This window comes from Bradyrhizobium sp. BRP20, assembly GCF_020194215.1.
In the GTDB taxonomy this organism is placed as follows: domain Bacteria; phylum Pseudomonadota; class Alphaproteobacteria; order Rhizobiales; family Xanthobacteraceae; genus Bradyrhizobium; species Bradyrhizobium yuanmingense.
On the sequence record NZ_JADYVY010000008.1, the window covers coordinates 290,466 to 313,590 of the forward strand.

Below are 23,125 nucleotides of genomic sequence, written 5' to 3' on the forward strand. Positions count from 1 at the left end.
ATCCGGCCCGGTGCCGCGCACGCCGCGGCATCAAGCTGGACCGGGAATGACGACCGTTTTGCAGGAAATCGAGGAACTCGAGCGCCGATTGCGGTCGGCCACCGCCGAGATTGCGCAGCTGCGGGCCGAGCTTGCGACGGCTCGGGATCGCCAGAGCGCCAGCGCCGAGATCCTGCGTACCATCGCGGCCTCGCCGTCCGATGCGCGGCCGGTCTTTACGGCGGTCGCCGCCAGCGCAAAGCGCCTGCTCGGCGGCTTCTCCGCCACCGTGCTTCAGTTCATCGGCGACGAGCTTCACCTCGTGGCGTTCACGCCGACCAATCCGGAGGCGGACGCGGGGCTCAAGGCGTCGTTCCCGCGCAAGATCGCGGACTTCCCGACTTTTGGCCTCGTGCGGGAGGGCCAGACGATCCAGTTTCCCGACAGCGAGGCGGCCGACGTCCCTGAACTGAACCGGGAGCTGGCGCGGCTGCGCGGCTTCCGCAGTGTGCTATTCATGCCGCTGATGAACCGGGGCGCGCCGGTCGGCATGATCAGCGTCACCCGCGCCGAGCCAGGATCATTCGCGCCCGACCTCGTCCAGCTGCTGCAGACCTTCGCCGACCAGGCCGTGATCGCGATTGAGAACGCGCGCCTGTTCAACGAGACGAAGGAGGCGCTGGAACGCCAGACCGCGACGGCCGATATCCTGAAGGTGATGGCGGCCTCCCCGTCCGACGTGCAGCCGGTATTCGAGGCCATCGCCACCAACGCCAACCGGCTGATCGGCGGCTTCTCCACCGCGGTGCTGCGTTATGTCGACGGCGCCGTGCACCTTGCGGCATTCACCCCGACGGATCCCGCGGGCGACCGCGTGCTCCAGGCCTCGTTCCCGGTGCCGTTCGCACAATTCCCGCCCTATCAGCTCGTGGCCAATGGTACCGCGGCGCAATTGCCCGACACCGAGGTCGAGCCGGCCGCGCGCGACATCGCGCGGGCCCGCGGCTATCGCAGCATGCTGTTCGCGCCTCTGATGAGCGAAGGCGAAGCCATCGGCATCATCACCGCGACGCGACGCGCGACCGGCAACTTCGCCGAGCATCATGTGCGCCTGCTGCAGACCTTCGCCGACCAGGCCGTGATCGCGATCAAGAATGTCAGCCTGTTCAACGCGACCAAGGAAGCACTGGAACGTCAGACTGCGACTGCCGACATTCTCAAGGTGATCGCGGCTTCACCGTCCGATGTCACGCCGGTGTTCCAGGCCATTTCCGACAGCGCCAAGGCGCTGATCGGAGCGCACTCCTCCACCGTCACCCGCGTCGTCGACGGCATGCTGCATCTGGCCGCCTTCACGACCGACAATGAGGCCGGCAATGCGGATCTGCTGAACTCATTTCCGACGCCGCTGTCCTCATCGGGCATTCACAGCCGGGTGGCGAGCAGCGGCGAGTATGCCTTCCGCAGCGACATGCAGAACGAGCCTGATCTTACCGAGGCCATGAAGGAGCTGGCGCGAACACGCGGTTATCGCAGCATCCTCGTGGTGCCGATGCTGCGCGATGGCCTTGCGATCGGCACCATCGCCGTCACGCGGCGGGAGCCCGGTTATTTTCCGGACAAAGCCATCAACCTGCTCAAGACCTTTGCCGACCAGGCCGTGATCGCGGTCGAGAACACGCGCCTGTTCAACGAGGTTCAGGACCGCACCAGCGAGCTCGCCAGATCGCTCGATGATCTCCGCGCCGCGCAGGACCGCCTGATCCAGACCGAGAAGCTGGCGTCACTGGGCCAGCTCACGGCCGGCATCGCGCACGAGATCAAGAACCCGCTCAACTTCGTCAACAATTTCGCCTCGCTGTCTGCCGAGCTGACCGAGGAGCTGAACGGGGTGCTCGCGCCAGTCCCGCTCCCCGAGAACGTCCGCGGCGAGGTCGACGAGCTGACGGGGCTTCTGCAGGACAACCTCGGCAAGATCGTGCAGCACGGCCGCCGCGCCGATTCCATCGTCAAGAACATGCTGCTGCATTCGCGCGAAGGCGGCGGCGAGCATGGGCTGAGCGACATCAATGCATTGGTCGAGGAGAGCCTGAATCTCGCCTATCACGGCGCACGCGCCGAGAAGCCCGGATTCCACGTGACGCTGAAGCGCGCGCTCGATCCAGCGGCCGGACAGGCCGAAGTGTTTCCGCAGGAAATCACCCGCGTGCTCCTGAACCTGATCTCGAACGGCTTCCACGCGGTCATCAGGCGCAAGGCCGACGGTGCCGCCGGTTACGAGCCGATTGTGACCGCCGCGACGCGCGATCGCGGCGATGACGTCGAGATCACGATCCGCGACAACGGCACCGGCATTGCCGACGATGTGAAGGAGAAAATGTTCAATCCGTTCTTCACCACCAAGCCAGCCGGCGAAGGCACCGGCCTCGGGCTGTCGATGACCCACGACATCGTCGTGAAGCAGCACGGCGGCACGATCGACGTCGCGACCGAGCCGGGCAAGTTTACTGAATTCACGATCGTGCTGCCGCGCAAGAGTGGTCTGTCAGGCAATAGCTGAGGTTGAATCGCGCGGTGGGTGCTTTCGGCAAACTGGCGTGGCTCATTCAGCGGCAATTGCTGTCGTTCTCCGGCGTCGGCCTCATGCTCGGTGCCCTGTTCTTCGCAGCCGCGCTGACGCCGACGCTGATCCCGCGGAGCTATCTCACGCAGGGCGCCATCGCCGGCGCCTGCTTCGGGATCGGCTATCTCGCCGGCAACGTCTGGCGCTGGCTGTGGCACTATCTGGAATTGCCCGAGCCGCCGGCGCGCCTGAGATCGACCGCAAACGCGCTGGTGGCGGCCGCCTGCCTGCTCGTCGTCATTGTTTTTCTGTGGCGGGCGGCCGGATGGCAGAACTCGATCCGCACCGTGATGAAGATGGCGCCAGTCGAGACCGCCCATCCGCTCAAGGTCTGCGCCATCGCCGTGATGACGTTCGTCGTGCTGCTGGTGCTGGCGCGGCTGTTCGCGCTTGCCGTGCGCCTCATCGCCGCGCGTGCGAGGCGCGTCATTCCGCGGAGGATCGCGAACGTCATCGGCGTGCTCGCCGCGGGCCTGTTGTTTTGGTCAATCGCCAGCAATGTCCTGATCCGCACGGCGTTCAACGCGCTCGATGTGTCCTTTCGCGAAGTCGACGCCTTGCTCGAGCCCGAGCGGCCGCAGCCGACCGCGCCCGAACGAACGGGAAGTGCCGCCTCGCTGGTGAAGTGGACGCAGCTTGGACGCATGGGGCGCAGATTTATTGCCTCGGGGCCGACCGCAACGGAGATCAGCGCCATTACAGGAAGGCCCGCGCTGGAGCCCGTGCGGGTCTATGTCGGCCTTGGCGGCGCCGAGACGGCGCAAGCGCGCGCCCGGCTTGCGCTCGACGAGCTCAAGCGGCAGCACGGGTTTGAACGCGACACACTCATCGTCGTTACGCCGACCGGAACCGGCTGGATCGACCCTGCCGCGATGGACACCGTCGAATATCTCCACCATGGCGACGTCGCCAGTGTCGCGATGCAGTATTCCTATCTCAACAGTCCGCTGACGCTGCTGTTTCAGCCCGAATCCGGTGCAGAGGCGGCGCGCGCCCTGTTTTCGGAAATCTACGGCTACTGGGCGACGCTGCCGAAGAACCGGCGGCCGAAGCTGTACCTGCACGGACTGAGCCTCGGCGCGATGAACTCGGAAAAATCCGCAGAGCTGTTTGAGATGATCGGCGATCCGATTGCGGGCGCACTTTTGAGCGGCGCGCCGTTCGAAAGTCGCATCTGGCGCTCGATCACGGCAAACCGCAATCCGGGCACGCCGGCCTGGCTGCCGGAATTCCGCGACGGCCGCTTCGTGCGCTTCATGAACCAGAATGGACCGACGGTGCCGGCAGATGCGCCCTGGGGTCCGATGCGCGTCGTCTATCTGCAATATGCGAGCGACGCGATCACCTTCTTCGCCTATCACGACGCCTATCGGGCCCCTGACTGGATGACGGCGCCGCGCGGGCCGGATGTGTCACCGGAGCTGCGATGGTATCCAGTCGTGACGATGCTGCAGCTCGCCCTCGACATGGCGGTCGCGACCAATACGCCGATGGGCTTTGGCCATGTCTATGCGCCCGAACATTACGTCGATGCCTGGGTCGCCGTCACCGATGTCCATGATTGGTCCCCCGACGCGCTGGCGCAGCTCAAGACCCATCTTGCAGCGGCGGCGCGAAAGGCCGCCGAGGGCAATGTCGCAAACGAGCCTTACGCCGATCGAGGCGGCTAGCCTACTCGGCCATCTCCACGGGCTGCTTGGCCGACGGTCCGGCCAGCGGCCGCTCCTCCATCGCGATCAGGCACAGCGCAGCGATCGTCATCAGCGCGGTGGCGGCGCCGAACACGTAGCGGAAGGCGTGCCGCATGTCGTCGGCGGGTATCGCGACGGCGCCCGCGGCGTGATGCTCGCCGGCGAGCGGGACGTCGGTGCCGAGCGCGATGAGCAGGATCGCGGCGAAGGCCGCCACCGTGAACGAGGACATCAGCGAGCGGAAGAAGTTCATCGCGCCGGTGATGGTGCCGACTTGCGGACGCGCCACCGAATTCTGCAGCGAGACCACGCACACCGGAAAAGTCGTGCCGAGTCCCAGCGCGAATGCGGCCATCAGCAGCAGCAGGCCCCAGAGCGGCAAGGTGGTGACCGTGAGAACGAGACCGCACAGCGCGGCCCATGACGTGCCGACGATGGCGACGCGCTTGTAGTGCTTGGCCCGAGCCATGGTGCGGCCGGCGACGGCCGCGCCGACGGTCGAGACCGCCGCGAGCGGGATCAGCGCAAGCCCCGCCTCGCTGGCGGTGAGATGATAGACCTGCTCGTAATAGAGCGGCAGCTGCACGGTCAGGCCGGTGATCGCCCCGAGGCCGCAGCCGCCCGCGGTCAGCGCGAACGGCGCCACCGATCCCGTCAACAAGGGCAGCGGCAAGAACGGCTCGTCGGCCCGCCGGGCGTGCCACACGAAGGTCACCGCGAGCGCGACGGCACCGCCCACCATCGCCAGCACCGTCGGCGAAAGCCAAGCATAGCGCGTCCCGCCCCAGGTCAGCACCAGCATGAAGACCACGGCGGACGCCATCAGCAAGAGGCCGCCGAGCCAGTCGACCTTGCGCTTGCGGTGGAACACCGGGATCTTCTTCATCTTCGGCAGCAGCAATGCGAGTGCTGCGGCCGCAAGCGGCAGGTTGATCCAGAAGATCATCGACCAGTGCAGATGCTCCGCGAACACGCCGCCGATGACCGGGCCGAGGATGCCGCCGACCATCCAGACGCTCGAGAAATAGGCCTGGTACTGCCCGCGCTCGCGCGGGCTCACCACGTCGGAGATCACGGTCTGCACCACCGGCATGATGCCGCCGCCGCCGAGGCCCTGAAGCCCGCGTGCCAGGATCAGCATCGGCATGTTCGGCGCGATCGCGCACAGCACCGAGCCCGCGACGAACAGGCTGAGCGAGATGATGATCATGACGCGGCGGCCGTAGATGTCGCTGAGCGTGCCGAACACCGGCGCAACCGCAGTCGAGGCGAGCAGATAGGCGGTGATCACCCAGGACAGATTGGAGACGTCCTGGAACTGGCGTCCGATGGTCGGCAGCGCCGTCGCCACGATGGTCTGGTCGAGCGCGGCCAGGAACATCGTCACCATCAGGCTGATGACGATGGTGCGGACCTCATCCGAGCTCAGCGGTGCCGGCGGGGCGATCGAGGGCGCATCGTCGACGCTGATGACCTCGCTCGGCAGGCGGGACAGCTCTTCGGCAATATCGTCAGGCAATGTCTGGGTATCGGCAGAATTGCTCTGCCGGTCGAACTTGTTCATCTCGATCGGACGTCGTGACGCGGTGCAACACCGCCAAGGATTCGTTCTATGCAGCCCAACATAGAGGGGAAATTTCTTCCCGGGCAGGCACCGCGGCGCATGGGTGCATCCCACCGACGCATCCTCGCGGCTCCGTGATCGACAGGCGGAGCGACGCCGTATTGAGGTACTACTTGGAGCCTGAGTGCCCCCAGCCCACTAAAGCTCGATCGGGTCCAGCAAGTTGATCAGATGCGGTTTGCCGGGATCAACGATGACCACTTTCTTGCCGAACTTGGGATTGCTCCGGAACAGAGCGCCGAGGCTGTGCTTTTCCGGCGACCAATTTTCTCGAACCGGCTTCTTGGTTGCCGGATTCTTCTTCTTGCGCGCCTTTTCCTTCGCCTGCTCCTTTTCCCAGTCGGCTTGGCGCTCGATATCGATCTCGTCAATCGGATAGGTCAGGTGGATTGTGTATTCGGCGTCGACGCCCCGTGCTTTCAGCAGCATTTCCAGGGTCGCTCGTTCGGGGTTACCGTGCTCGCCATCGCCTGAGAAGACGTAGTGATCGGCAGGCAGACGTTCGAAGAAGATCGTCTCCATATTGTTGTCGCTGCCGTGGTGCGGCACCTTGAGAAGATTGACGTGGCGCGTCTTTCCGGGGGCGAGCAACCTGGCTAGCTCAAGTCCCTCCAAGACCTTGTCGCCACGCGCGTCGCCGGTCAGCAGCATGCTCTTGCCGCCCATTTCAGCCAAAACGACGATGCTGGAGAGATTGGGCACCGACTTGTCGACGAATGCCGCCAGCATTGCTTCCGGGCTTTTCTTCCCCTGCTTTTGCTCCCGCAGCCATTTATCGTGGGCCTCCTGAAGGGCCATCAATTCCGGCTGCATCGGTCCGGCCACGGTCATCTTGAGGCCGCCATCCAACGTCACCGCTTCCGTATCCTCGGTTGCGACGATCAGCTCGCCGTCGAATTTGTGGTTCAGTTTCCATTGCCGACGTGCCGGCGACCGACGTTGCAAGACTTCCCGATCATCACGCAATTGACGGCCTTGCGAAATGCCGGCGAGAACATCCACCGTCTGATGCACCTCTTCCTCGTCGGATTCTTCGTCGGGCTCGATTGCGTCAAAATCCGGCCTGCGCGCAGTGCCTGCCTCGAATGACGCCGGCCCAAATCCGGACAACAGTTCTTCAGGCGCAGTCGTAAGCAGATCGTCAAAGCTGTTGTGCCACAGGCTGGCGACCTTCAGACGGAGATCGGGACTGTTGCCCAGCTGATCCGCCGTTAGTTCGAGAATGCCCCTGATGTGATCGTCGTCGATATGACTGATCATCACAACGTCTATCGGCAAGGGATCATTCGGCTCCAATTCGCGCGAACGGTGAATCTGCGCGATTCTCGGCGCCAGATGTGGCTTATAGACCTTGGCAGGTCCTCCATCGATCAGCATCAGATGCGGATCGTCAGCTGTTCCGAAATGAAGGATCAGGCAATCGCCCTTGCGGGCACGCAAGACGTCAAGGCTAAAATGCATCGCATTCCTCCTCAGATCGATTGAAGAGCCCGCAACACGTCGAGCATGCCGTGCCCCTGAAAGCTGCGCTCGCGGCCAAGATCCGTCGCGCTCTCGCACAGGATGCGTTTGACCCGACGCGGCTGCCCGATCAGCTCTTCGTATCGGGCGAGCAGCATCGCCGCGGCTCCACTGACCATGGGAGCCGCCATGCTGGTGCCCGATTCCGGAGCCCAATCATCATTCGGAACGGTCGATAGAATTCGCTCACCGGGCGCGACGAGATCCGGCTTCGCGCGGCCGTCGCCGGTTGGACCGCGGCTCGAGAAGAAGCTGATTCCGTATGTATGCGGCCAATTCCCGTGGGTCGATCCAACCGTGATGACGCCCTCGGCGTTTCCTGGATCGGTGATACTGAAGGCGGCGTAATTTTCGAACGGACCGTCCTTCGTTTCGAATTTCTGAAAGCCGCGATTGCCCGCTGCGGCCACGACCACCACTCCGCTTTCGACCAAACGCTCGCATTCGTTGCAAATCGGCGTCCGCCCACATGCAAAATTGCGCACGTTATGGGGAATTGAGAGGCTGAGATTCGCGCCGTGAATCATGATGTAGTTGTGCCGCTCGTTGACGTAACGGATGTACTGCATGGCAGCGATAACGGCGAACTCGGTCTCCTCCAGGCTCGCACCCAGCACGCGGAAATCGTAGAGTCCGATGTCCGGGCACATGCCGCCAGCGTATTTGCCGTCCTTCTGGTCCGCTCCGATGATTCCGGCAACGTGGGTCCCGTGCGAACTGGGCAGCTTTTCAGACTTGTCGTTTGGATCCGGCCTCTTGACCGTGATTAGCCTTTCGACGGTCGCCCAGTTGATGGGGCGCTCCTTCTCGAAGTCTTCGGCAATCTTCTCTAGATTGACGTCCACCTCGGCTTCAGCGAGCCCGGACGTTCGGATCAGCTTTTCGCGGGTTTGAGCATCGACGTCACCCGTCTCACTGCTAACGATCTCGCGAATATTCGTGAAGTCGAAGATTTTCCTGACACGCGACGTCGGCTTCTCGCCGGACGTCATGAACGCGTCGTGATTGTTCTGAATACCGGAATCAAGAACTGCCCAAACGATGTTCTTGCACTGGACGTTGAACAGCGACCTCGCAGCGTCGGCCTTGACCGCTGGTACCGACCGATCGAGCGCGGGAACGGCCGATCGGTTGAGCGATACCTGGAAAATACAAGTTGGTCTCTCTTCCGCCGGCTCGCTCCTGGTATCGACGCCGTCGTTCTGCTGCCGAGCATTCTCGCCCGCTTTGACTACTTCATAAAGTGCGAACATGCCGGAGAGAATCTCGTCAGCATAGTCCCGGTATCGTTCCAATGCCTGCTCAAAGGTCAGTGGCTCCAGTGGTTCGTCCCAACCGACGGGACGTTCCAGCTTGCAAATCCAGTAAATCAATCCGGCGAGCGCGATATACCTTTGGAGCGACGTGGCATTGTCCAATGTGCGTTCGCGCAGCGCGTTGGATCTCTTCGGCCCTTGCTGGAGCAACTTTTTGATCGTCCCCTGATTATCGCCGGCATCCACGCCTTCGATCCTTTCGGCCACCTTCGGCTCGCGCCACCATTGTGTCCGCGGCACCAGGATGCGCAGCACTTGGTCGAAATAGAGCCGCGCACCGACGAGCCCCTGCAAATAGGCGACCTTGGCCTTTGTTGGAGGCCGGCCAGGCGGCGCAGATTCGACCGGCACTTTCAGCGCGCCTGCGATGGTACGGGCCACGCTCACCGCGGTCGCATTCTTGTGCGGCGTGATCAGAACGTCCTGGGCGATGCCCGGATCGAGAGCGTAAGCCGCCCAGACATCGCCGAGCAGCGGCGAGTCCTGCAGCACGCGCCTGTCGTCGCGGGGACCCAGGAGGATATGTTCGACCACTTCGGGCGGAACGGAGAACTGCTTGGGTCTTCCGTCGGCCGAGACCGGCCAAGTCGGCCCGCGGCTCTTGGGTGTGCCGCTTTGCGGTTTTGCACGCCGCTTACGCCCCTTGTCGTCCGCCATTGTCGTCTTCCTCAGACACCAGACTGCGGATAGGGAAAGGCGGGCGGCGGCCCGACCGCCGCGAGATGCTTGCGCAGGGCTGCATCACACACGGCGTAGCCCCAGTTGATCAGTCTTTCCTGCGTCGTCGCGTCCAACCGCTTCAGACGTGTCGGCACTTCCGCAAGTTGCAATGTACGCTCGAAAGGACACGGCAGAGCATCGGCCAGCCCGTAATTCGCGATGTCGGTGCGGATGCCCCAATAGGCGCCCTTGCGCGTTCCCGATTTGAAGGAGTCGATGACCTGGCGCTTGCGCAGCGAACGCACCTGATTGTCGATCAGATTGAGGATCCGGTAGGAATGCCGCGGCCAGTCCGTCTCCGGCTCCTCCTCAGCCTCGATCTTGCCGCCGGCGTCGCTGACCAGAACGGTCTGGTGGCGCTTCCATGCGGTCTCAAGGCCGAGATTGTCGTAGGCGCCGCCATCGCTGAGAACGACGCGCGTTGTAAATGGAGGCCGCTGCAGGTCGAGCCCGGTACCGGGCACGAAATCGCTGTCCTTGAGGCGCAATTCGAAGGGAGAGAGGACCGGAGGAAAAGCGGAGGACGCCGCCACGGCTTGCGCCAGCAGAATTTCTGGATTCTTCACCTCGCCGACGCGGTAGTCGCGCATATAGGGCTTCATGAAGCGCCAGAGCGCGCCTGACTGCACGTTCGTCGCATTGATCACGAAGCGCGGCTCGTCAGGCATATCCTGCAGAGTCTTGCCGCGAAACAGGTGATCGTCATACGCCTCGGCAATCCGGTCGCCGATGCTGCCTGGTAACAGCGCGCCCAGGATGACCGACTCGGCATCGATTGTGATGCCGGCGAAGGCGCGCAACGGCGCGACGAATTTCGGAATGAAATCGCTGTCGACGCTGTCGGGTGTGAAGCTGAGGCCCGGCCACGCCAGCGCCAACATGCCGGCAGTGATCGACCCGCCGGAAACGCTCGATATGCGCCTGACGTTCTTCAGCAGTCCTGTTTCATATAGGCGCCACAGGACGCCGACATGAAACACCATCGCGCGATATCCTCCGCCGGAAAGGCAGAGCGCAGTGGCTGGTTCCAGCGGCTTGTTCTCGTCGTCGGTCGGTATCGGGTGAACCGGATCGGAAATCATGGGGCCCCCAAAAATCCTAGGGTACCTTCAGCAATTCAAAACAACCTGAATATAGCCATAGCAGAATCTACAACCAGCTTAGCACCTCAACCCCTGAATGTGAAGCGCATCTGCATGCGACCGCTGCGCACAGCTGTTCAAGGTCGCTTCTTCAGGCGCGCCCGCTTCGGCAAGGTCGCCGGCCATTGCACGATGTGGTCCTCGAGCTCCTCGTCCGGGACCTCCTCCTCGTTGCCCTCCACGCGGCCGCGCACGGAGACGCCGGCTTCGTGCACGGTGTTGGGGTCACCCGAAACCAGCGGATGCCACCAATAGAGGTCGCGCCCTTCGGCGACGAGCTTGTAGCCGCAGCTCGGCGGCAGCCAGTTCAGGGTGCGGACATTGGCCGGGGTCAGGCGGACGCAGTCCGGAACCTTGTCGGAACGATTCGGATAGTCCTTGCAGGCGCAGCTCGTCCCGTCGAGCAGCTTGCAGCCGATATGGGTGAAGTAGATCTGCCCGGTATCCTCGTCTTCGAGCTTGTTCAGACAGCAGCGGCCGCAGCCGTCGCACAGGCTTTCCCACTCGCGCCCCGACATCTGTTCCAACGTCTTGGTTTTCCAGAAGAATCCTTCCTGGCCTTGAGATCGTTTGGGAGCTGCGGTCATGCGCCTCAACAACAGTTCGAAAGAGCTACGGCAACGCCATCTAGGGCGCGCGGCGGCAATGGTGCAAGCGAGGCCCCTTTGAGGCCCGTAATGAACCGGGGGTCAATTAGGCCTGTTGTTCAAAATAGCGAGCGTGGCCATTGGTTTATGAGCCCCGCTCGGCTAGAAGGAACAGCAAGTCCCTCGGATGCTGGCCGGGCGCCTTGGGTTTGCCGCAACATACCCGCAAGACGTCTCGATGCCGCCCCGGCCGGGTGCTTGAACGCTTTCGAAGCAAGCCGCAAGGGTTCTAGGTGCGCCAGATCATACCACCGCATTGGAAGCAGAGGATCCGGAATTTCTTCCTGGATCTCGATGCGCGCATCGACTCCTCGCTGTTCTCCTCGGCCAAGGGCATCCGCGAGCTCTACGAGCGCTACTCGACCTTCATGGACCGCTTCTATGTCGGGCGGTGGAAGCGCTGGGTGTTCATCGAGCCGTTCTCGGAGGCCGCAACCCTCGGGCTCGGCGGCCTCGTCGTGATGCTCGCCCTCGCCATCCCGGCCTTCCGCGAGACCGCGGACGAGGATTGGCTGAAGAAGTCCGATCTCGCGGTGAGCTTCCTCGACCGCTACGGCAACCCGATCGGCAGCCGCGGCATCAAGCACAACGACTCCATTCCGCTGGAAGACTTTCCGGACGTGCTGATCAAGGCGACGCTGGCGACCGAGGACCGCCGCTTCTACGAGCATTTCGGCATCGACATCGCCGGCACTGCGCGCGCGCTCGTCACCAACGCGCAAGCCGGCGGCGTGCGCCAGGGCGGCTCCTCGATCACCCAGCAGCTCGCCAAGAACCTGTTCCTGAGCAACGAGCGCACCATCGAGCGCAAGGTCAACGAGGCCTTCCTCGCGATCTGGCTGGAATGGCGCCTGACCAAGAACGAGATCCTCAAGCTCTATCTCGACCGCGCCTATATGGGCGGCGGCACCTTCGGCGTCGACGGCGCGGCGCATTTCTACTTCAACAAGTCCGCGCGCGACGTGACGCTGGCGGAAGCGGCGATGCTCGCCGGCCTGTTCAAGGCGCCGACCAAGTACGCCCCGCACATCAACCTGCCCGCCGCCCGCGCGCGCGCCAACGTCGTGCTGGACAACCTCGTCGATGCCGGCTTCATGACCGAGGGCCAGGTGTTCGGCGCCCGCCGCAACCCCGCCTTCGCGGTCGACCGCCGCGACGAGGCCTCGCCGAACTATTATCTCGACTACGCCTTCGACGAGATGCGCAAGCTGGTCGATACCTTCCCGAAGTCCTACACCGAGCGCGTCTTCGTGGTGCGCACCGCGATCGATGCCAACGTGCAGAAGGCGGCCGAAGACGCTGTCGAGAACCAGCTGCGCCAGTTCGGCCGCGACTATCACGCGACGCAGGCCGCGACCGTCGTCGCCGATCTCGACGGCGGCATCCGCGCGATGGTCGGCGGCCGCGACTACGGCGCCAGCCAGTTCAACCGCGCCACCGACGCCTATCGCCAGCCCGGCTCCTCGTTCAAGCCCTACGTCTACACCACCGCGCTGCTGAACGGCTACACGCCCAACTCGATCGTGGTCGACGGCCCGGTCTGCATCGGCAATTGGTGCCCGCAGAATTATGGCCATTCCTATTCCGGCTCGGTGACGCTGACGCAGGCGATCACGCGTTCGATCAACGTCGTGCCGGTGAAGCTGTCGATCGAGATCGGCCGGAAGAACGAGCCCAAGACGCAGAACCCCGCCAAGGTCGGCCGCGCCAAGATCGTCGAGGTCGCGCGCCGCTTCGGCATCAAGGCGCCGCTGCCCGACACGCCGTCGCTGCCGATCGGCTCGGACGAGGTCAACGTGCTCGAGCACGCTGTCGCATACGCGACCTTCCCCAATCGCGGCAAGGCGGTGACGCCGCATGCGGTGCTGGAAGTGCGCACCGGCGCGGGCGACCTGGTCTGGCGCTGGGACCGCGACGGCCCGAAGCCGCGGCAGGCGATCCCGGCTTCCGTCGCCGCCGACATGTCCGGCATGATGAGCCACGTCGTCAGCGAAGGCACCGCACGGCGCGCCGCGCTGGACGGCATTCCGACCGCGGGCAAGACCGGCACGACCAATGCCTATCGCGACGCCTGGTTCGTCGGCTTCACCGGCAATTTCACCTGCGCGGTGTGGTACGGCAACGACGATTACTCGCCGACCAACCGCATGACCGGCGGCTCGCTGCCGGCGCAGACCTGGCACGACATCATGCTCGTGGCGCATCAGGGCGTGGAGGTCCGGGAGATTCCCGGCATCGGCATGGGCCAGAAGCTGCCGCCGCAGCATGTGAGCAACGCGCAGGCCAACGCGGCGCCGAAGGTGCTGGAGACCAAGCCCGGTCCGCCGCCGGTGCTGACCAAGCGCGGCGCGGACATCCTGGTGCGGGTCGAGAAGCTGCTGGATGATGCGGCCAAGGCCGCGAACAAATCGACGGCGAATGACAGCAAGCCGGCCAGGCCGTCCTCGTCGACGAGCGCGCTCGCCTTCCCGCAGAACTATGCGGAAGACAACGCCAACACCTCTGCCCCGCGCAAGAACTGATCGAAAGCAAGTGCGGCTGATCCTGACCACATTGACGGCGCTTCTTCTCGCGACGGTCGTCGGCGTCGGCGCGACGTGGATGACCACGACGCGCGGCACCGAGATCGGCGCGCTGACCATCGGCCCCTGGACGGCACGGCCGCGCACCGGCACCGCCGACGTCGATCCCTATTCGCGCGCCACCATCGTCCGCAACGGCGAGCTGCCGATCGGCACCGGCGACGGTGTCGCCTTCACCGCCACCACCGACGACAGGAAGAAGGCGCTCGACGGCCGCTGCGACGTGGTCGTCTCCGGCGTGATGCCGCCGGCGCGGTTCTGGACGCTGACGCTCTACGACCGCAAGGGCCATCTCGTCGCCAATTCGCTGCAGCGCTACGGCTTCACCAGCCAGGAGATCGTGCGCTCCTCCGACGGCTCGTTCGAGATCCGGATCGCCTCGCGCTCGCGCGCCGGCAATTGGCTGCCGACCGGCGGCATCGAGCGCTACGCCTTGATGCTGCGTCTCTACGACACGCCGGTCGGCGTTGGAACGCGCACCCAGCGCGATGCGCCGATGCCGAGCATCACCACGGTGGGCTGCTCATGATCCGGCTCGTCTTCACCGTCGTCGCCGGCGTGGTGCTGGGCCTCGTGGTCCATCTCGTCAGCGTGCTGGCGCTGCCGCGGATTGCCACACAGGATGCCTATTCGCGGCTGACGCCGATGACCAGGGTGAACGCCGTCACCCAGCTTCCCCTCGCCGATCCCAACAATTCGCCGATGCCGTTCATGGATCCGGCCTTCGCGCTGGCGATCTGTCGTTATGATCTGTCTGGCGGGCCGATCAAGCTCACCGTGCCGGTGAGCCAGGCCTACACCTCGGTGTCGTTCTACACCCGCAACGAGATCGCCTATTACGCCATCAACGACCGCTCCGCGGGCCGCAAGGTGATCGAGCTCGACCTGATGACGGAAGCGCAGCATAGCGAGCTGCCGGAGGACGAAGAGGTCACCGCGGCCGACCGCCTGATCATCGATTCCCCGACCACGACCGGCCTGATCCTGATGAAGGCGCTCGCGCCCGAGCCCGGCTTGATGCAGCAGGCGCAAGGCTCGCTCCAGGCTGCGACCTGCGCCCCGCAGACCGAGCCGCCGGCCAAGGCCGAGGCACCGCGCAGCCGGCGGTGAGCGCGGCCGCCAACAAAAAGTGCGAAAACAACCCCATGCACAGTAGCGGGGCGTTGAAATCATTACGCTCTTCCGCCGACCGCAACGATACCGCCGGGGACGCGTGCGTACCTTTGACTCGTCGGGCAAAACAGGGGCATACTGGCATCATCGAGAGTTGATCACACCCGCACGGAGCCGTCCGTCGCGGGTGTTGTCTTTGGCGCATCTTTCCGTGTCCATGCGAAACAATCCTGCCGCGTTCGGCTCGGGCACAATCATCGGCACTCTGGGCGGCTTGATCGGTCTCGGCGGTGCAGAATTTCGGCTGCCCCTGCTCATCAGCCTGTTCGGATTTCGCGGCCTCGAGGCCGTGATTCTGAACAAGGCGACGAGCCTGATCGTGGTGGCGAGCGCACTGCCGTTTCGCGCACGCGCCGTTCCGTTCGCGGAGATACATGCCCATTGGCCGGTCATCCTGAACCTGCTGGCGGGCAGCCTCGTCGGCGCCTATGCGGGGGCATCCTGGGCGACGCGTCTGGAGTCCGGGACGCTCTACAGGATCATTGCCGTCCTGCTGCTCCTGATCGCCGGCATGCTTCTGTTCGCACATGGCAACGAGGCGGCAACCCCACCGGCGCTGACAGGCGTGAGCCTGATCGTCGCGGGCATAGCAGCGGGCTTTGCGATCGGGATCGTGGCATCGTTGCTCGGCGTTGCCGGAGGGGAATTCCTGATCCCCACCCTCATCCTGTTGTTCGGCGCGGACGTGAAGCTGGCAGGCAGTCTCTCACTCGCGGTGAGCCTGCCGACCATGCTGGTGGGATTTGCGCGCTATAGTCGCGACCAGAGCTTTTCGGTGCTCCGCGCGAATTGGCAGTTCATGCTTGCAATGGCCATCGGGTCGGTCGTCGGGACATTCATAGGCGGCCTGCTTCTCGGCGTCGTCCCGAATTCGATTCTTCTGCCGGGATTGGCCGTGATCCTGGTCATTTCGGCGGTGAGAATCTGGCGGCATGAGTAGGCTGCCTCAGGGTGACTATGCGGGACCACTCTTGAAACTTGAAGGCCATCTCACGTAAAATGGTCCGCGTGGGGACGATGCAGACTCCCCGTGAGACCCAGGTCCAAGCTCTGCGCAGCACGCAATTCCGTGGAGCTTGCGCATGGACACCGACCGTCACCCCTCTCCCCTCCGAACCATCGCCATCCTCTCGCGCGGCGACATTGTCGCGCGGCGCGAGGCGACGGCGCAGAACAGCCGCTTCGTCCGCGTCTTCGAGGCGCTCGCCGCCGCGGGCATCGACGCCTTCCCAGTGATCTACGACGAGAGCTTTGCCGGCGCGATCCGCGACCAATTGCTTGCAGCCGACGGCGTGCTGGTCTGGGTCGATCCGATCCACCAGGGCAAGACCCGCGCCGAGCTCGACGCCCTGCTGCGTGACGTCGCAGCGCGAGGGCCATGGGTGAGCGCGCATCCGGACATCATTCTGAAGATGGGCGTCAAGGAGGTGCTCTACCGGACACGGCATCTGGGCTGGGGCGCCGACACGCACCGCTATGACACCGCCATAAGCTTCCGCAGCCAGTTTCCGGCGCGCCTTCGTGCCAGCGGCCCGCGCGTGCTGAAGCAGAACCGCGGCAATGGCGGCCAGGGGGTCTGGAAGGTTGAGGCCCTGCCCGATACCGAAGGCATGGTTCGCGTGCTGCATGCGCAGCGCGGCAGCACGCCGGAGGACATGCCGATCGATGCGCTGCTCGCACGGTGCGAGCCCTATTTCGGTTGGGGCGGCTGCATCATCGACCAGGCGTTTCAACCGCGCCTGCCCGACGGCATGATCCGCTGCTACATGAGCGGCGCCAAAGTCGCAGGCTTCGGACACCAGAAGATCAAGGCGCTGATCCCGCCGCCGCCGGAGGGACCGGAGGCGCCTGAGGCGCAGCCCGGGCCGCGGATCATGCACGGGCCTGATGCTCCGCCATTCCAGGCGCTGCGAGGAGCGATGGAGGACGAATGGACGCCGCAGATGATGGCAACGCTCGGCATCGATGAGTCGTCATTGCCGGTGATCTGGGATGCGGACTTCCTGTACGGGCCGAAAGATGCGGCCGGCGCAGACACCTACGTGCTCTGCGAGATCAACGCGAGCTCGTGCTTTGCGATCCCCGAGGAGGCGCCGGCTGCGATCGCGTGGACGGTGAAGCAACGGCTGATGAGGATCGAGCGCACACGGGCGCGAACTTAGCCTGGTCGCGCTCGTCGGAAATGGCAGCAGCTGTCAGGCGACAGTAGGACGCAATCTCGAATTGGTTGCGTTGTTGAAGCCAAAAGGCTCGAGAGCTATCGATCTGAAGTCATCTTCGATCGGAGGAACGCATGAGCAAAATCACGGGCGGCTGTCACTGCGGTGCAATCCGCTACGAGGTCGAGGGCGAGGCGATCGTGCACGCGCTTTGCCACTGCCGCGATTGCCGGCTTCACGCCGGGGCTCCGCTCGTCGGCTGGACGATGTACCCCGAGGGCGCGGTCAAGGTGACCAAGGGCGAGCCGAAGGTTTACCGCTCCTCGGAACACGGGCGGCGGCACTTTTGCAGCGCGTGCGGAACCGGGCTGTTCTACGTCAATGCCAACATGCTGCCGGGGGTCATCGACATCCAGAGCGCGACCTACGACGATCCCGAGGCCGTGCCTGCCACGATGCAGATCCAGGTCGCCGAGCGCCTGCGCTGGATGGAGCATGCGCACGAACTGCCGGCCTTCGAGCGCTATCCGCCGCAGCCGTAGTGGTGGCTAGGCGGAATGACCTTAGGTTGAATCGATTGCCACGGGCTCGGTGCAACCTCTCCCGCTTGCGGGAGAGGTCGGCGCGAAGCGCCGGGTGAGGGCTTTCTCCTCTTGGGGATTGTCCCATTGCGGAAGCACCCTCTCCCCAACCCTCTCCCGCGAGCGGGAGAGGGAGCGCACCTCCGTCGTTGCGCGATCAGGGCTCATGTCATCGCACTCTAGCCTCGCGCAGCACTCTCAATCAATTTCCTGCGCGCCGATGAAGCGCATGAACGGCTTCTGACCGTCGGCACCGAACAGCACGACCTCGTAACGCTGCGGCTTGCCGCCTTCCATGCCCGGCGATCCGACCGGCATGCCCGGCACGGCTAGTCCCTTCGCGCTCGGACGCTCCGCGAGGAGGCGTCGCACGGCCGCGGCCGGCACGTGCCCCTCGACGACATAACCGGCGACCTCTGCCGTGTGACACGCGACCAGGTTCGAGGGGACGCCGAGACGCGCCCGGATCGGCTCGAGGTCGGGAGTCTCCTCCACCTGGGCGGTAAATCCTGCGTCCCGCAGATGCTGCACCCAGCCGGCGCAGCAGCCGCAGCTCGGATCCCGGTGCACCGTGAGCGTGGCTGCGTCGGGCGCCGCCGCGGCGGGCCTTGCAAAAGCTGCCGCGGCCATCAGCCCGACAAGGGACCGGCGGGTCATCAGGTATGCGCGTTGCTTCATCTTCAGCTTCATCTTCGGCTTCCTCTTCTGTCACTCCGTCGCCCTGACATATGATCGTGCGTCACGGCTCGCCTCATCCGGCCGGCTCCACGACGCGCAATCTGGCGCCGATCGGCTTGGGCATCTCAGCCGGTTGTCCTCTGTCCTCGCGCTTGGGCGGCAGGCGGACACCCTTCACCAACCCGAAGATCGCCGGGATCACGATCAGCGTCAGCAGCGTCGACGATATCATGCCGCCAATCATCGGCACCGCGATTCGTTGCATGATCTCCGACCCGGTTCCGGTGCTCCACATGATCGGCAGCAGGCCCGCCATGATGGCGACGACCGTCATCATCTTGGGACGGACGCGCTCGACCGCGCCCACCATGATCGCCTCGTGGAGATCCTGCCGGGTGAGGCCCCTGCCCTCGGCGCTGCACGTCGCCTTGATCTCGGCCAGGGCATGCTCGAGATAGATCAGCATCACGACGCCGGTCTCGGCGGCGACGCCGGCAAGCGCGATGAAGCCGACGGCGACGGCGACCGACATGTTGAAGCCGAGCCACCACATCATCCAGATGCCGCCGACCAGCGCGAAGGGCAGCGACAGCATCACGATCAGGGTTTCGGTCATGGCCCTGAAATTCAGGTACAGCAGCAGGAAAATGATCGTCAGCGTCACCGGCACCACGATCTTCAGGCGCGCCGCGGCGCGCTGGAGATATTCGTACTGACCGCTCCAGACCACGTAATATCCTGATGGGAACTGGATGCTGTCAGTCACGGCGCGTTGCGCATCGGCGACGTAGCTGCCGATGTCGCGATCGCGGATGTCGACGTAGACGTAGGTCGCGAGCTGGCCGTTCTCGGTCCGGATCGAGGTCGGCCCCCGCGCCGGCTCGACCTTCGCGACCTCGCCGAGCGGCACCGCGCCGCCTGCGGGCATCGGCACCAGGATATCGCTGGCGATCGCCTTGGGATTGTCGCGCAGGTCGCGCGGATAGCGCATGTTCACCGTGAACCGCTGCCGCCCCTCCACCGTCGTCGTGACGGTCTGGCCGCCGAGCGCCGCCGCGATGGTGTCCTGAACATCCTGGATCAGGATGCCATAGCGGGCGAGCGCCTCGCGATCCGGGACGATCTCGAGATAGTAGCCGCCGATGCCGCGCTCGGCATAGGCCGATGAGGTGCCCGGCACCGTCTTGATCACCCGTTCGACCTGCTTCGCCAGCCGGTCGATCTCGACGAGGTCGGTGCCCATCACCTTGACGCCAACGGGGGTGCGGATGCCGGTGGACAGCATGTCGATGCGCGCCTTGATCGGCATAGTCCAGGCGTTGGAGACGCCCGGAAACTGCAGCGCCTTGTCCATTTCCGCGATCAGGCCGTCGATGGTGACGCCTTCCCGCCAAAGCTCCTTTGGCTTCAGGCTGACCACCGTCTCGAACATCTCGGTCGGGGCCGGATCGGTCGCGGTCGCCGCCCGTCCCGCCTTGCCGTAGACCGATTCGACCTCCGGAAAAGACTTGATGATGCGGTCCTGCGTCTGCATCAGCTCGGCCGCCTTGGTGACGGAGATGCCGGGCAGCGTCGTCGGCATGTAGAGCAGCGTGCCCTCGTTCAGCGTCGGCATGAACTCGGTGCCGAGCTGCCGCGCCGGCCAGATCGTAACGGCGAGCACGACCAGCGAAGCCAGGATCACCGGCGTCTTGGCGCGCAGCACGCCCTTGATGACCGGGCGGTAGATAAAGATCAGGAAGCGGTTGATGACGTTTTTCCTCTCCGGCACGATCCTGCCGCGGACGAAGATCACCATCAGCGCCGGCACCAGCGTGACGGACAACAGGGCCGCGGCCGCCATCGCGAAGGTCTTCGTGAACGCCAGCGGGCTGAACAGCCGCCCCTCCTGCGATTCCAGCGTGAAGATCGGCATGAACGAGACAGTGATGATGAGCAGGCTGAAGAACAGTGCCGGCCCGACCTCGGATGCCGCGTCGATCAGGATCTGGACGCGCGACTGACCGGGCTCGGCGCGCTCAAGGTGCTTGTGCGCGTTCTCGATCATGACGATCGCGGCATCCACCATGGCGCCGATCGCGATCGCGATGCCGCCGAGGCTCATGATGTTGGATCCCAGGCCCAGCAGCTTCATGGCGCCGAACGCCATCAGCACGCCGACCGGCAGCATCAAGATCGCGACCAGCGCGCTGCGGACATGGAGCAGGAACACGATGCAGACGAGCGCGACGACGATACTCTCCTCGAACAGCGTGTGCTTGAGCGTGTCGATCGCCGAATAGATCAGGCCCGAGCGGTCGTAGACCGGGACGATCTCGACCGATTTCGGCAGGCTGCTCGCAATCTCCTTGAAACGCTTCCTGACGTTTTCGATGACGTCGAGCGCGTTGACGCCGAAGCGCTGCAGCACGATGCCGCTTGCGACCTCGCCCTCGCCGTTCAGCTCCGCAATGCCGCGCCGCTCGTCGGGTCCGAGCTCGACATTGGCGACGTCCCGCAGCAGCACCGGCGTGCCGTTGCTGGTCTTCAGGACGATGTTGCCGAGATCGTTGATGCTCTTGATGTAGCCCTTGCCGCGAATGACGTATTCGAACTCCGACAGCTCGACCGTGCGGCCGCCGACGTCGGCATTGCTGGCACGGATCGCCTCCCGGATCTTCTGCATGCTGATGCCGCGGTCGCGCATGCGCTGCGGGTCGAGCACCACGTTGTACTGCTTGACGAAGCCGCCGATGCTGGCGACCTCGGCCACGCCTTCGGCCTTGGCGAGCGCGAATTTCAGATTCCAGTCCTGGATCGTGCGCGTGTCGGCGAGGTTCAATTCTTTCGACATCACGGCGTATTGATAGACCCAGCCGACGCCGGTCGCATCGGGCCCGATGGTCGGGGTGACGCCGACGGGAAGCCGAGACGTGGCGCCGTTCAGGAACTCCATCACGCGCGAGCGCGCCCAATAGATGTCGGTGCCGTCCTCGAAGATCACGTAGACGAACGACACGCCGAAGAAGGAGAAGCCGCGCACCACCTTCGATTTCGGCACGGTCAGCATCGCCGTCGTCAAGGGATAGGTGACCTGGTCCTCGATCACCTGCGGCGCCTGGCCGGGATATTCGGTGTAGACGATGACCTGGGTGTCCGAGAGGTCGGGGATCGCATCCAGCGGGAGATGAAGCAGCGCGTAGAAGCCGGCGGCCGCCGCAAAGCCGGTGCCGAACAGCACCAGCAGCAGGTTGCGCGCCGACCAGGCGATGATGCGGGCGATCATTTGTGCTCTCCCGTCGCATGGCCGGCGTCGGAGGCTTGAGGCGCAGCCTCGGCAAAGCCTTTGAGCGCGGCCTTCAGATTGCTTTCCGCATCGATCAGGAAGTTGGCGGATGTGACCACCGCTTCGCCTTCGGCAAGGCCGTCGCGCACCTCGATAAAGCCGCCGCCGCGCCGGCCGAGCTTCACTTCCCGCGGCTCGAAGCGCCCGTCCCCCTTGTCGACGAGGACGGCCTGCCGCGTGCCGGTGTCGAGCACCGCGCTGTCCTGGATCGTCAGGACAAGCGCGCTATCGGCCGTGTCGACGTCGGCATCGACATACATGTCCGGCAGCAGCAACGCTTCGGGATTGGCGAGCTCGATGCGGACGCGAACCGTCCGGGTTTCGCGGTTCACCTGCGGATAGATCACCGCGATCTTGCCGGTGAAGCTTCGGCCGGGGAAGCTGCGCGCGCGCACCGCGACGGACTGCCCGACCGCGATGTTGCCGAGATCGCGCTCGGCGACGTCGACCAGCGCCCAGACCAGCGAGGTGTCGGCGATGCGGAACAGCACGTCGCCGGGATTGGCGCGCATGCCTTCGATCGCGTTGCGCTCGAGCACGATCCCGTCGCGCGGCGCCGACCAATGGATGGTGACGGGCGCGACACGCGTTCTCTCCATCTCGGCGATCACCCGCTCGGGGACGTCGAGATTGATCAGCCGTTGCCGCGAGCCGCGGCCGTAGATCTCGACCCCGCCGACGGTCTTGGAGGTGATGGTCGCAAGATAGTCGGCCGCCGCGGAGGCGACCGCCGAGCTGTAGATCTCCATCAGCGGCTGGCCCGCCTTGACGCGGGAGCCGGTGGTGACGTCCGCGATCTTCTGCACGAAGCTCTCGGCCCGCATCGCGATCACCGAGACGCGGCGCTCGTCTAGTTGGATCGTACCGGGCGCCTTGACCAGGACCTGGACCGATCGCCGCGCCACCGGCTCGGACTTCACGCCGCTGCGCTGGATCTTGCCGGGCGACAGTTTCACCGTGCCGTCATCGGCGTCGTCGCCTTCGTAGACGGGGATATAGTTCATCCCCATCGGGTCCTTCTTCGGCACCGGCGAGGTGTCGGGCAACCCCATCGGATTGCGGTAGTAGAGGATTTTTCGCGATGAAGCCGCCTGCGGTGGCTTCGGCTCTGCCTGGGCGGCCTTGTCGTCATCGTAGACCGGCAGATAGTCCCGCCCGCGGTCGTCCTTCTTTGGCCCGGCGGACCAAAGCGGCGCGCCGGTCGGATCGCGATAGTAGAGCGGAGTCCGGTCCGCTGGCGCCGCAGCCGGGGTCACCTCGGCATGGACCGACCAGCGCCCCTCGTTCGAGAACCAGTACGCGCCAAGGGCGAGACCACTGCCGAGAGCGAGAGTCGTCAAGAGACGCAACGTCTTCATGGTTGT

16 protein-coding genes are annotated in these 23,125 nt (G+C 64.6%); 8 read left to right on the forward strand and 8 right to left on the reverse strand.

Features of this window, described 5'->3' with window-relative positions; all coding sequences use genetic code 11:
* Positions 1-46 precede the first annotated feature (46 nt).
* Both I6F33_RS20995 and I6F33_RS21000 read left to right on the forward strand, forming a co-directional pair.
* Positions 47-2,539: a GAF domain-containing protein gene (locus I6F33_RS20995; protein ID WP_225144033.1), complete on the forward strand. Its 2,493-nt coding sequence runs from the start codon at positions 47-49 to the stop codon at positions 2,537-2,539.
* 83 nt (positions 2,540-2,622) lie between these two features.
* Entirely contained in the window at positions 2,623-4,272 is a 1,650-nt protein-coding gene (locus tag I6F33_RS21000) for an alpha/beta-hydrolase family protein (RefSeq protein WP_050995889.1), read from the forward strand.
* A gap of 1 nt (position 4,273) precedes the next feature.
* Here I6F33_RS21000 and I6F33_RS21005 read toward each other — a convergent pair whose 3' ends face one another.
* The 5 genes from I6F33_RS21005 to I6F33_RS21025 all read right to left on the reverse strand — a co-directional run bounded on the left by I6F33_RS21005 (position 4,274) and on the right by I6F33_RS21025 (position 11,203).
* Positions 4,274-5,857, reverse strand: coding sequence for an MDR family MFS transporter (locus I6F33_RS21005; protein WP_225144034.1), 1,584 nt, complete (start codon positions 5,855-5,857; stop codon positions 4,274-4,276).
* 198 nt (positions 5,858-6,055) lie between these two features.
* Positions 6,056-7,378 carry a hypothetical protein gene (locus tag I6F33_RS21010; RefSeq protein ID WP_109144371.1) on the reverse strand — a complete coding sequence of 441 codons (1,323 nt, stop codon included), beginning with the start codon at positions 7,376-7,378 and terminating at the stop codon, positions 6,056-6,058.
* A gap of 11 nt (positions 7,379-7,389) precedes the next feature.
* Positions 7,390-9,411 (reverse strand): S8 family peptidase, encoded by a 2,022-nt coding sequence (locus I6F33_RS21015; protein ID WP_225144035.1) that lies wholly within the window; start codon positions 9,409-9,411, stop codon positions 7,390-7,392.
* An 11-nt stretch (positions 9,412-9,422) separates the two neighbouring features.
* Positions 9,423-10,556: a patatin-like phospholipase family protein gene (locus I6F33_RS21020; RefSeq protein WP_225144036.1), complete on the reverse strand. Its 1,134-nt coding sequence runs from the start codon at positions 10,554-10,556 to the stop codon at positions 9,423-9,425.
* A 137-nt stretch (positions 10,557-10,693) separates the two neighbouring features.
* On the reverse strand, positions 10,694-11,203 hold the full coding sequence (locus I6F33_RS21025) for a YcgN family cysteine cluster protein (RefSeq protein WP_225144037.1): 510 nt from the start codon (positions 11,201-11,203) through the stop codon (positions 10,694-10,696).
* 293 nt (positions 11,204-11,496) lie between these two features.
* Here I6F33_RS21025 and I6F33_RS21030 point away from each other — a divergent pair, with 293 nt between their 5' ends.
* The 6 genes from I6F33_RS21030 to I6F33_RS21055 all read left to right on the forward strand — a co-directional run bounded on the left by I6F33_RS21030 (position 11,497) and on the right by I6F33_RS21055 (position 17,719).
* Positions 11,497-13,785: a transglycosylase domain-containing protein gene (locus I6F33_RS21030; protein WP_036005842.1), complete on the forward strand. Its 2,289-nt coding sequence runs from the start codon at positions 11,497-11,499 to the stop codon at positions 13,783-13,785.
* Between the two features lie 10 nt (positions 13,786-13,795).
* Entirely contained in the window at positions 13,796-14,374 is a 579-nt protein-coding gene (locus tag I6F33_RS21035; protein WP_225144038.1) for a DUF1214 domain-containing protein, read from the forward strand.
* On the forward strand, positions 14,371-14,955 hold the full coding sequence (locus I6F33_RS21040) for a DUF1254 domain-containing protein (RefSeq protein ID WP_036005846.1): 585 nt from the start codon (positions 14,371-14,373) through the stop codon (positions 14,953-14,955). The genes I6F33_RS21035 and I6F33_RS21040 overlap by 4 nt, the downstream gene beginning before the upstream one ends.
* Before the next feature lie 220 nt (positions 14,956-15,175).
* Positions 15,176-15,958 (forward strand): sulfite exporter TauE/SafE family protein, encoded by a 783-nt coding sequence (locus I6F33_RS21045; protein WP_225144068.1) that lies wholly within the window; start codon positions 15,176-15,178, stop codon positions 15,956-15,958.
* Positions 15,959-16,100: 142 nt separating this feature from the next.
* Positions 16,101-17,180: a Cj0069 family protein gene (locus I6F33_RS21050; RefSeq protein ID WP_225144039.1), complete on the forward strand. Its 1,080-nt coding sequence runs from the start codon at positions 16,101-16,103 to the stop codon at positions 17,178-17,180.
* A 131-nt stretch (positions 17,181-17,311) separates the two neighbouring features.
* Positions 17,312-17,719, forward strand: coding sequence for a GFA family protein (locus I6F33_RS21055; protein WP_225144040.1), 408 nt, complete (start codon positions 17,312-17,314; stop codon positions 17,717-17,719).
* A gap of 237 nt (positions 17,720-17,956) precedes the next feature.
* Here I6F33_RS21055 and I6F33_RS21060 read toward each other — a convergent pair whose 3' ends face one another.
* From I6F33_RS21060 to I6F33_RS21070, 3 genes are all read right to left on the reverse strand, one after another.
* Positions 17,957-18,448, reverse strand: coding sequence for a DUF411 domain-containing protein (locus I6F33_RS21060; protein WP_225144041.1), 492 nt, complete (start codon positions 18,446-18,448; stop codon positions 17,957-17,959).
* 61 nt (positions 18,449-18,509) lie between these two features.
* Positions 18,510-21,701 carry an efflux RND transporter permease subunit gene (locus I6F33_RS21065; RefSeq protein ID WP_225144042.1) on the reverse strand — a complete coding sequence of 1,064 codons (3,192 nt, stop codon included), beginning with the start codon at positions 21,699-21,701 and terminating at the stop codon, positions 18,510-18,512.
* The gene (locus I6F33_RS21070; protein ID WP_225144043.1) at positions 21,698-23,119 is read right to left on the reverse strand and encodes an efflux RND transporter periplasmic adaptor subunit; all 1,422 of its coding nucleotides are present in this window, start codon (positions 23,117-23,119) and stop codon (positions 21,698-21,700) included. The genes I6F33_RS21065 and I6F33_RS21070 overlap by 4 nt, the downstream gene beginning before the upstream one ends.
* Positions 23,120-23,125: the final 6 nt, after the last annotated feature.

Coding starts and splice junctions, on each gene's coding strand:
- I6F33_RS20995 (WP_225144033.1), top strand. CDS start 47: ATGACGACCGTTTTGCAGGAAATCGAGGAACTCGAGCGCCGATTGCGG.
- I6F33_RS21000 (WP_050995889.1), top strand. CDS start 2,623: ATGCTCGGTGCCCTGTTCTTCGCAGCCGCGCTGACGCCGACGCTGATC.
- I6F33_RS21005 (WP_225144034.1), bottom strand. CDS start 5,857: ATGAACAAGTTCGACCGGCAGAGCAATTCTGCCGATACCCAGACATTG.
- I6F33_RS21010 (WP_109144371.1), bottom strand. CDS start 7,378: ATGCATTTTAGCCTTGACGTCTTGCGTGCCCGCAAGGGCGATTGCCTG.
- I6F33_RS21015 (WP_225144035.1), bottom strand. CDS start 9,411: ATGGCGGACGACAAGGGGCGTAAGCGGCGTGCAAAACCGCAAAGCGGC.
- I6F33_RS21020 (WP_225144036.1), bottom strand. CDS start 10,556: ATGATTTCCGATCCGGTTCACCCGATACCGACCGACGACGAGAACAAG.
- I6F33_RS21025 (WP_225144037.1), bottom strand. CDS start 11,203: ATGACCGCAGCTCCCAAACGATCTCAAGGCCAGGAAGGATTCTTCTGG.
- I6F33_RS21040 (WP_036005846.1), top strand. CDS start 14,371: ATGATCCGGCTCGTCTTCACCGTCGTCGCCGGCGTGGTGCTGGGCCTC.
- I6F33_RS21045 (WP_225144068.1), top strand. CDS start 15,176: ATGCGAAACAATCCTGCCGCGTTCGGCTCGGGCACAATCATCGGCACT.
- I6F33_RS21050 (WP_225144039.1), top strand. CDS start 16,101: ATGGACACCGACCGTCACCCCTCTCCCCTCCGAACCATCGCCATCCTC.
- I6F33_RS21055 (WP_225144040.1), top strand. CDS start 17,312: ATGAGCAAAATCACGGGCGGCTGTCACTGCGGTGCAATCCGCTACGAG.
- I6F33_RS21060 (WP_225144041.1), bottom strand. CDS start 18,448: ATGAAGCTGAAGATGAAGCAACGCGCATACCTGATGACCCGCCGGTCC.
- I6F33_RS21065 (WP_225144042.1), bottom strand. CDS start 21,701: ATGATCGCCCGCATCATCGCCTGGTCGGCGCGCAACCTGCTGCTGGTG.
- I6F33_RS21070 (WP_225144043.1), bottom strand. CDS start 23,119: ATGAAGACGTTGCGTCTCTTGACGACTCTCGCTCTCGGCAGTGGTCTC.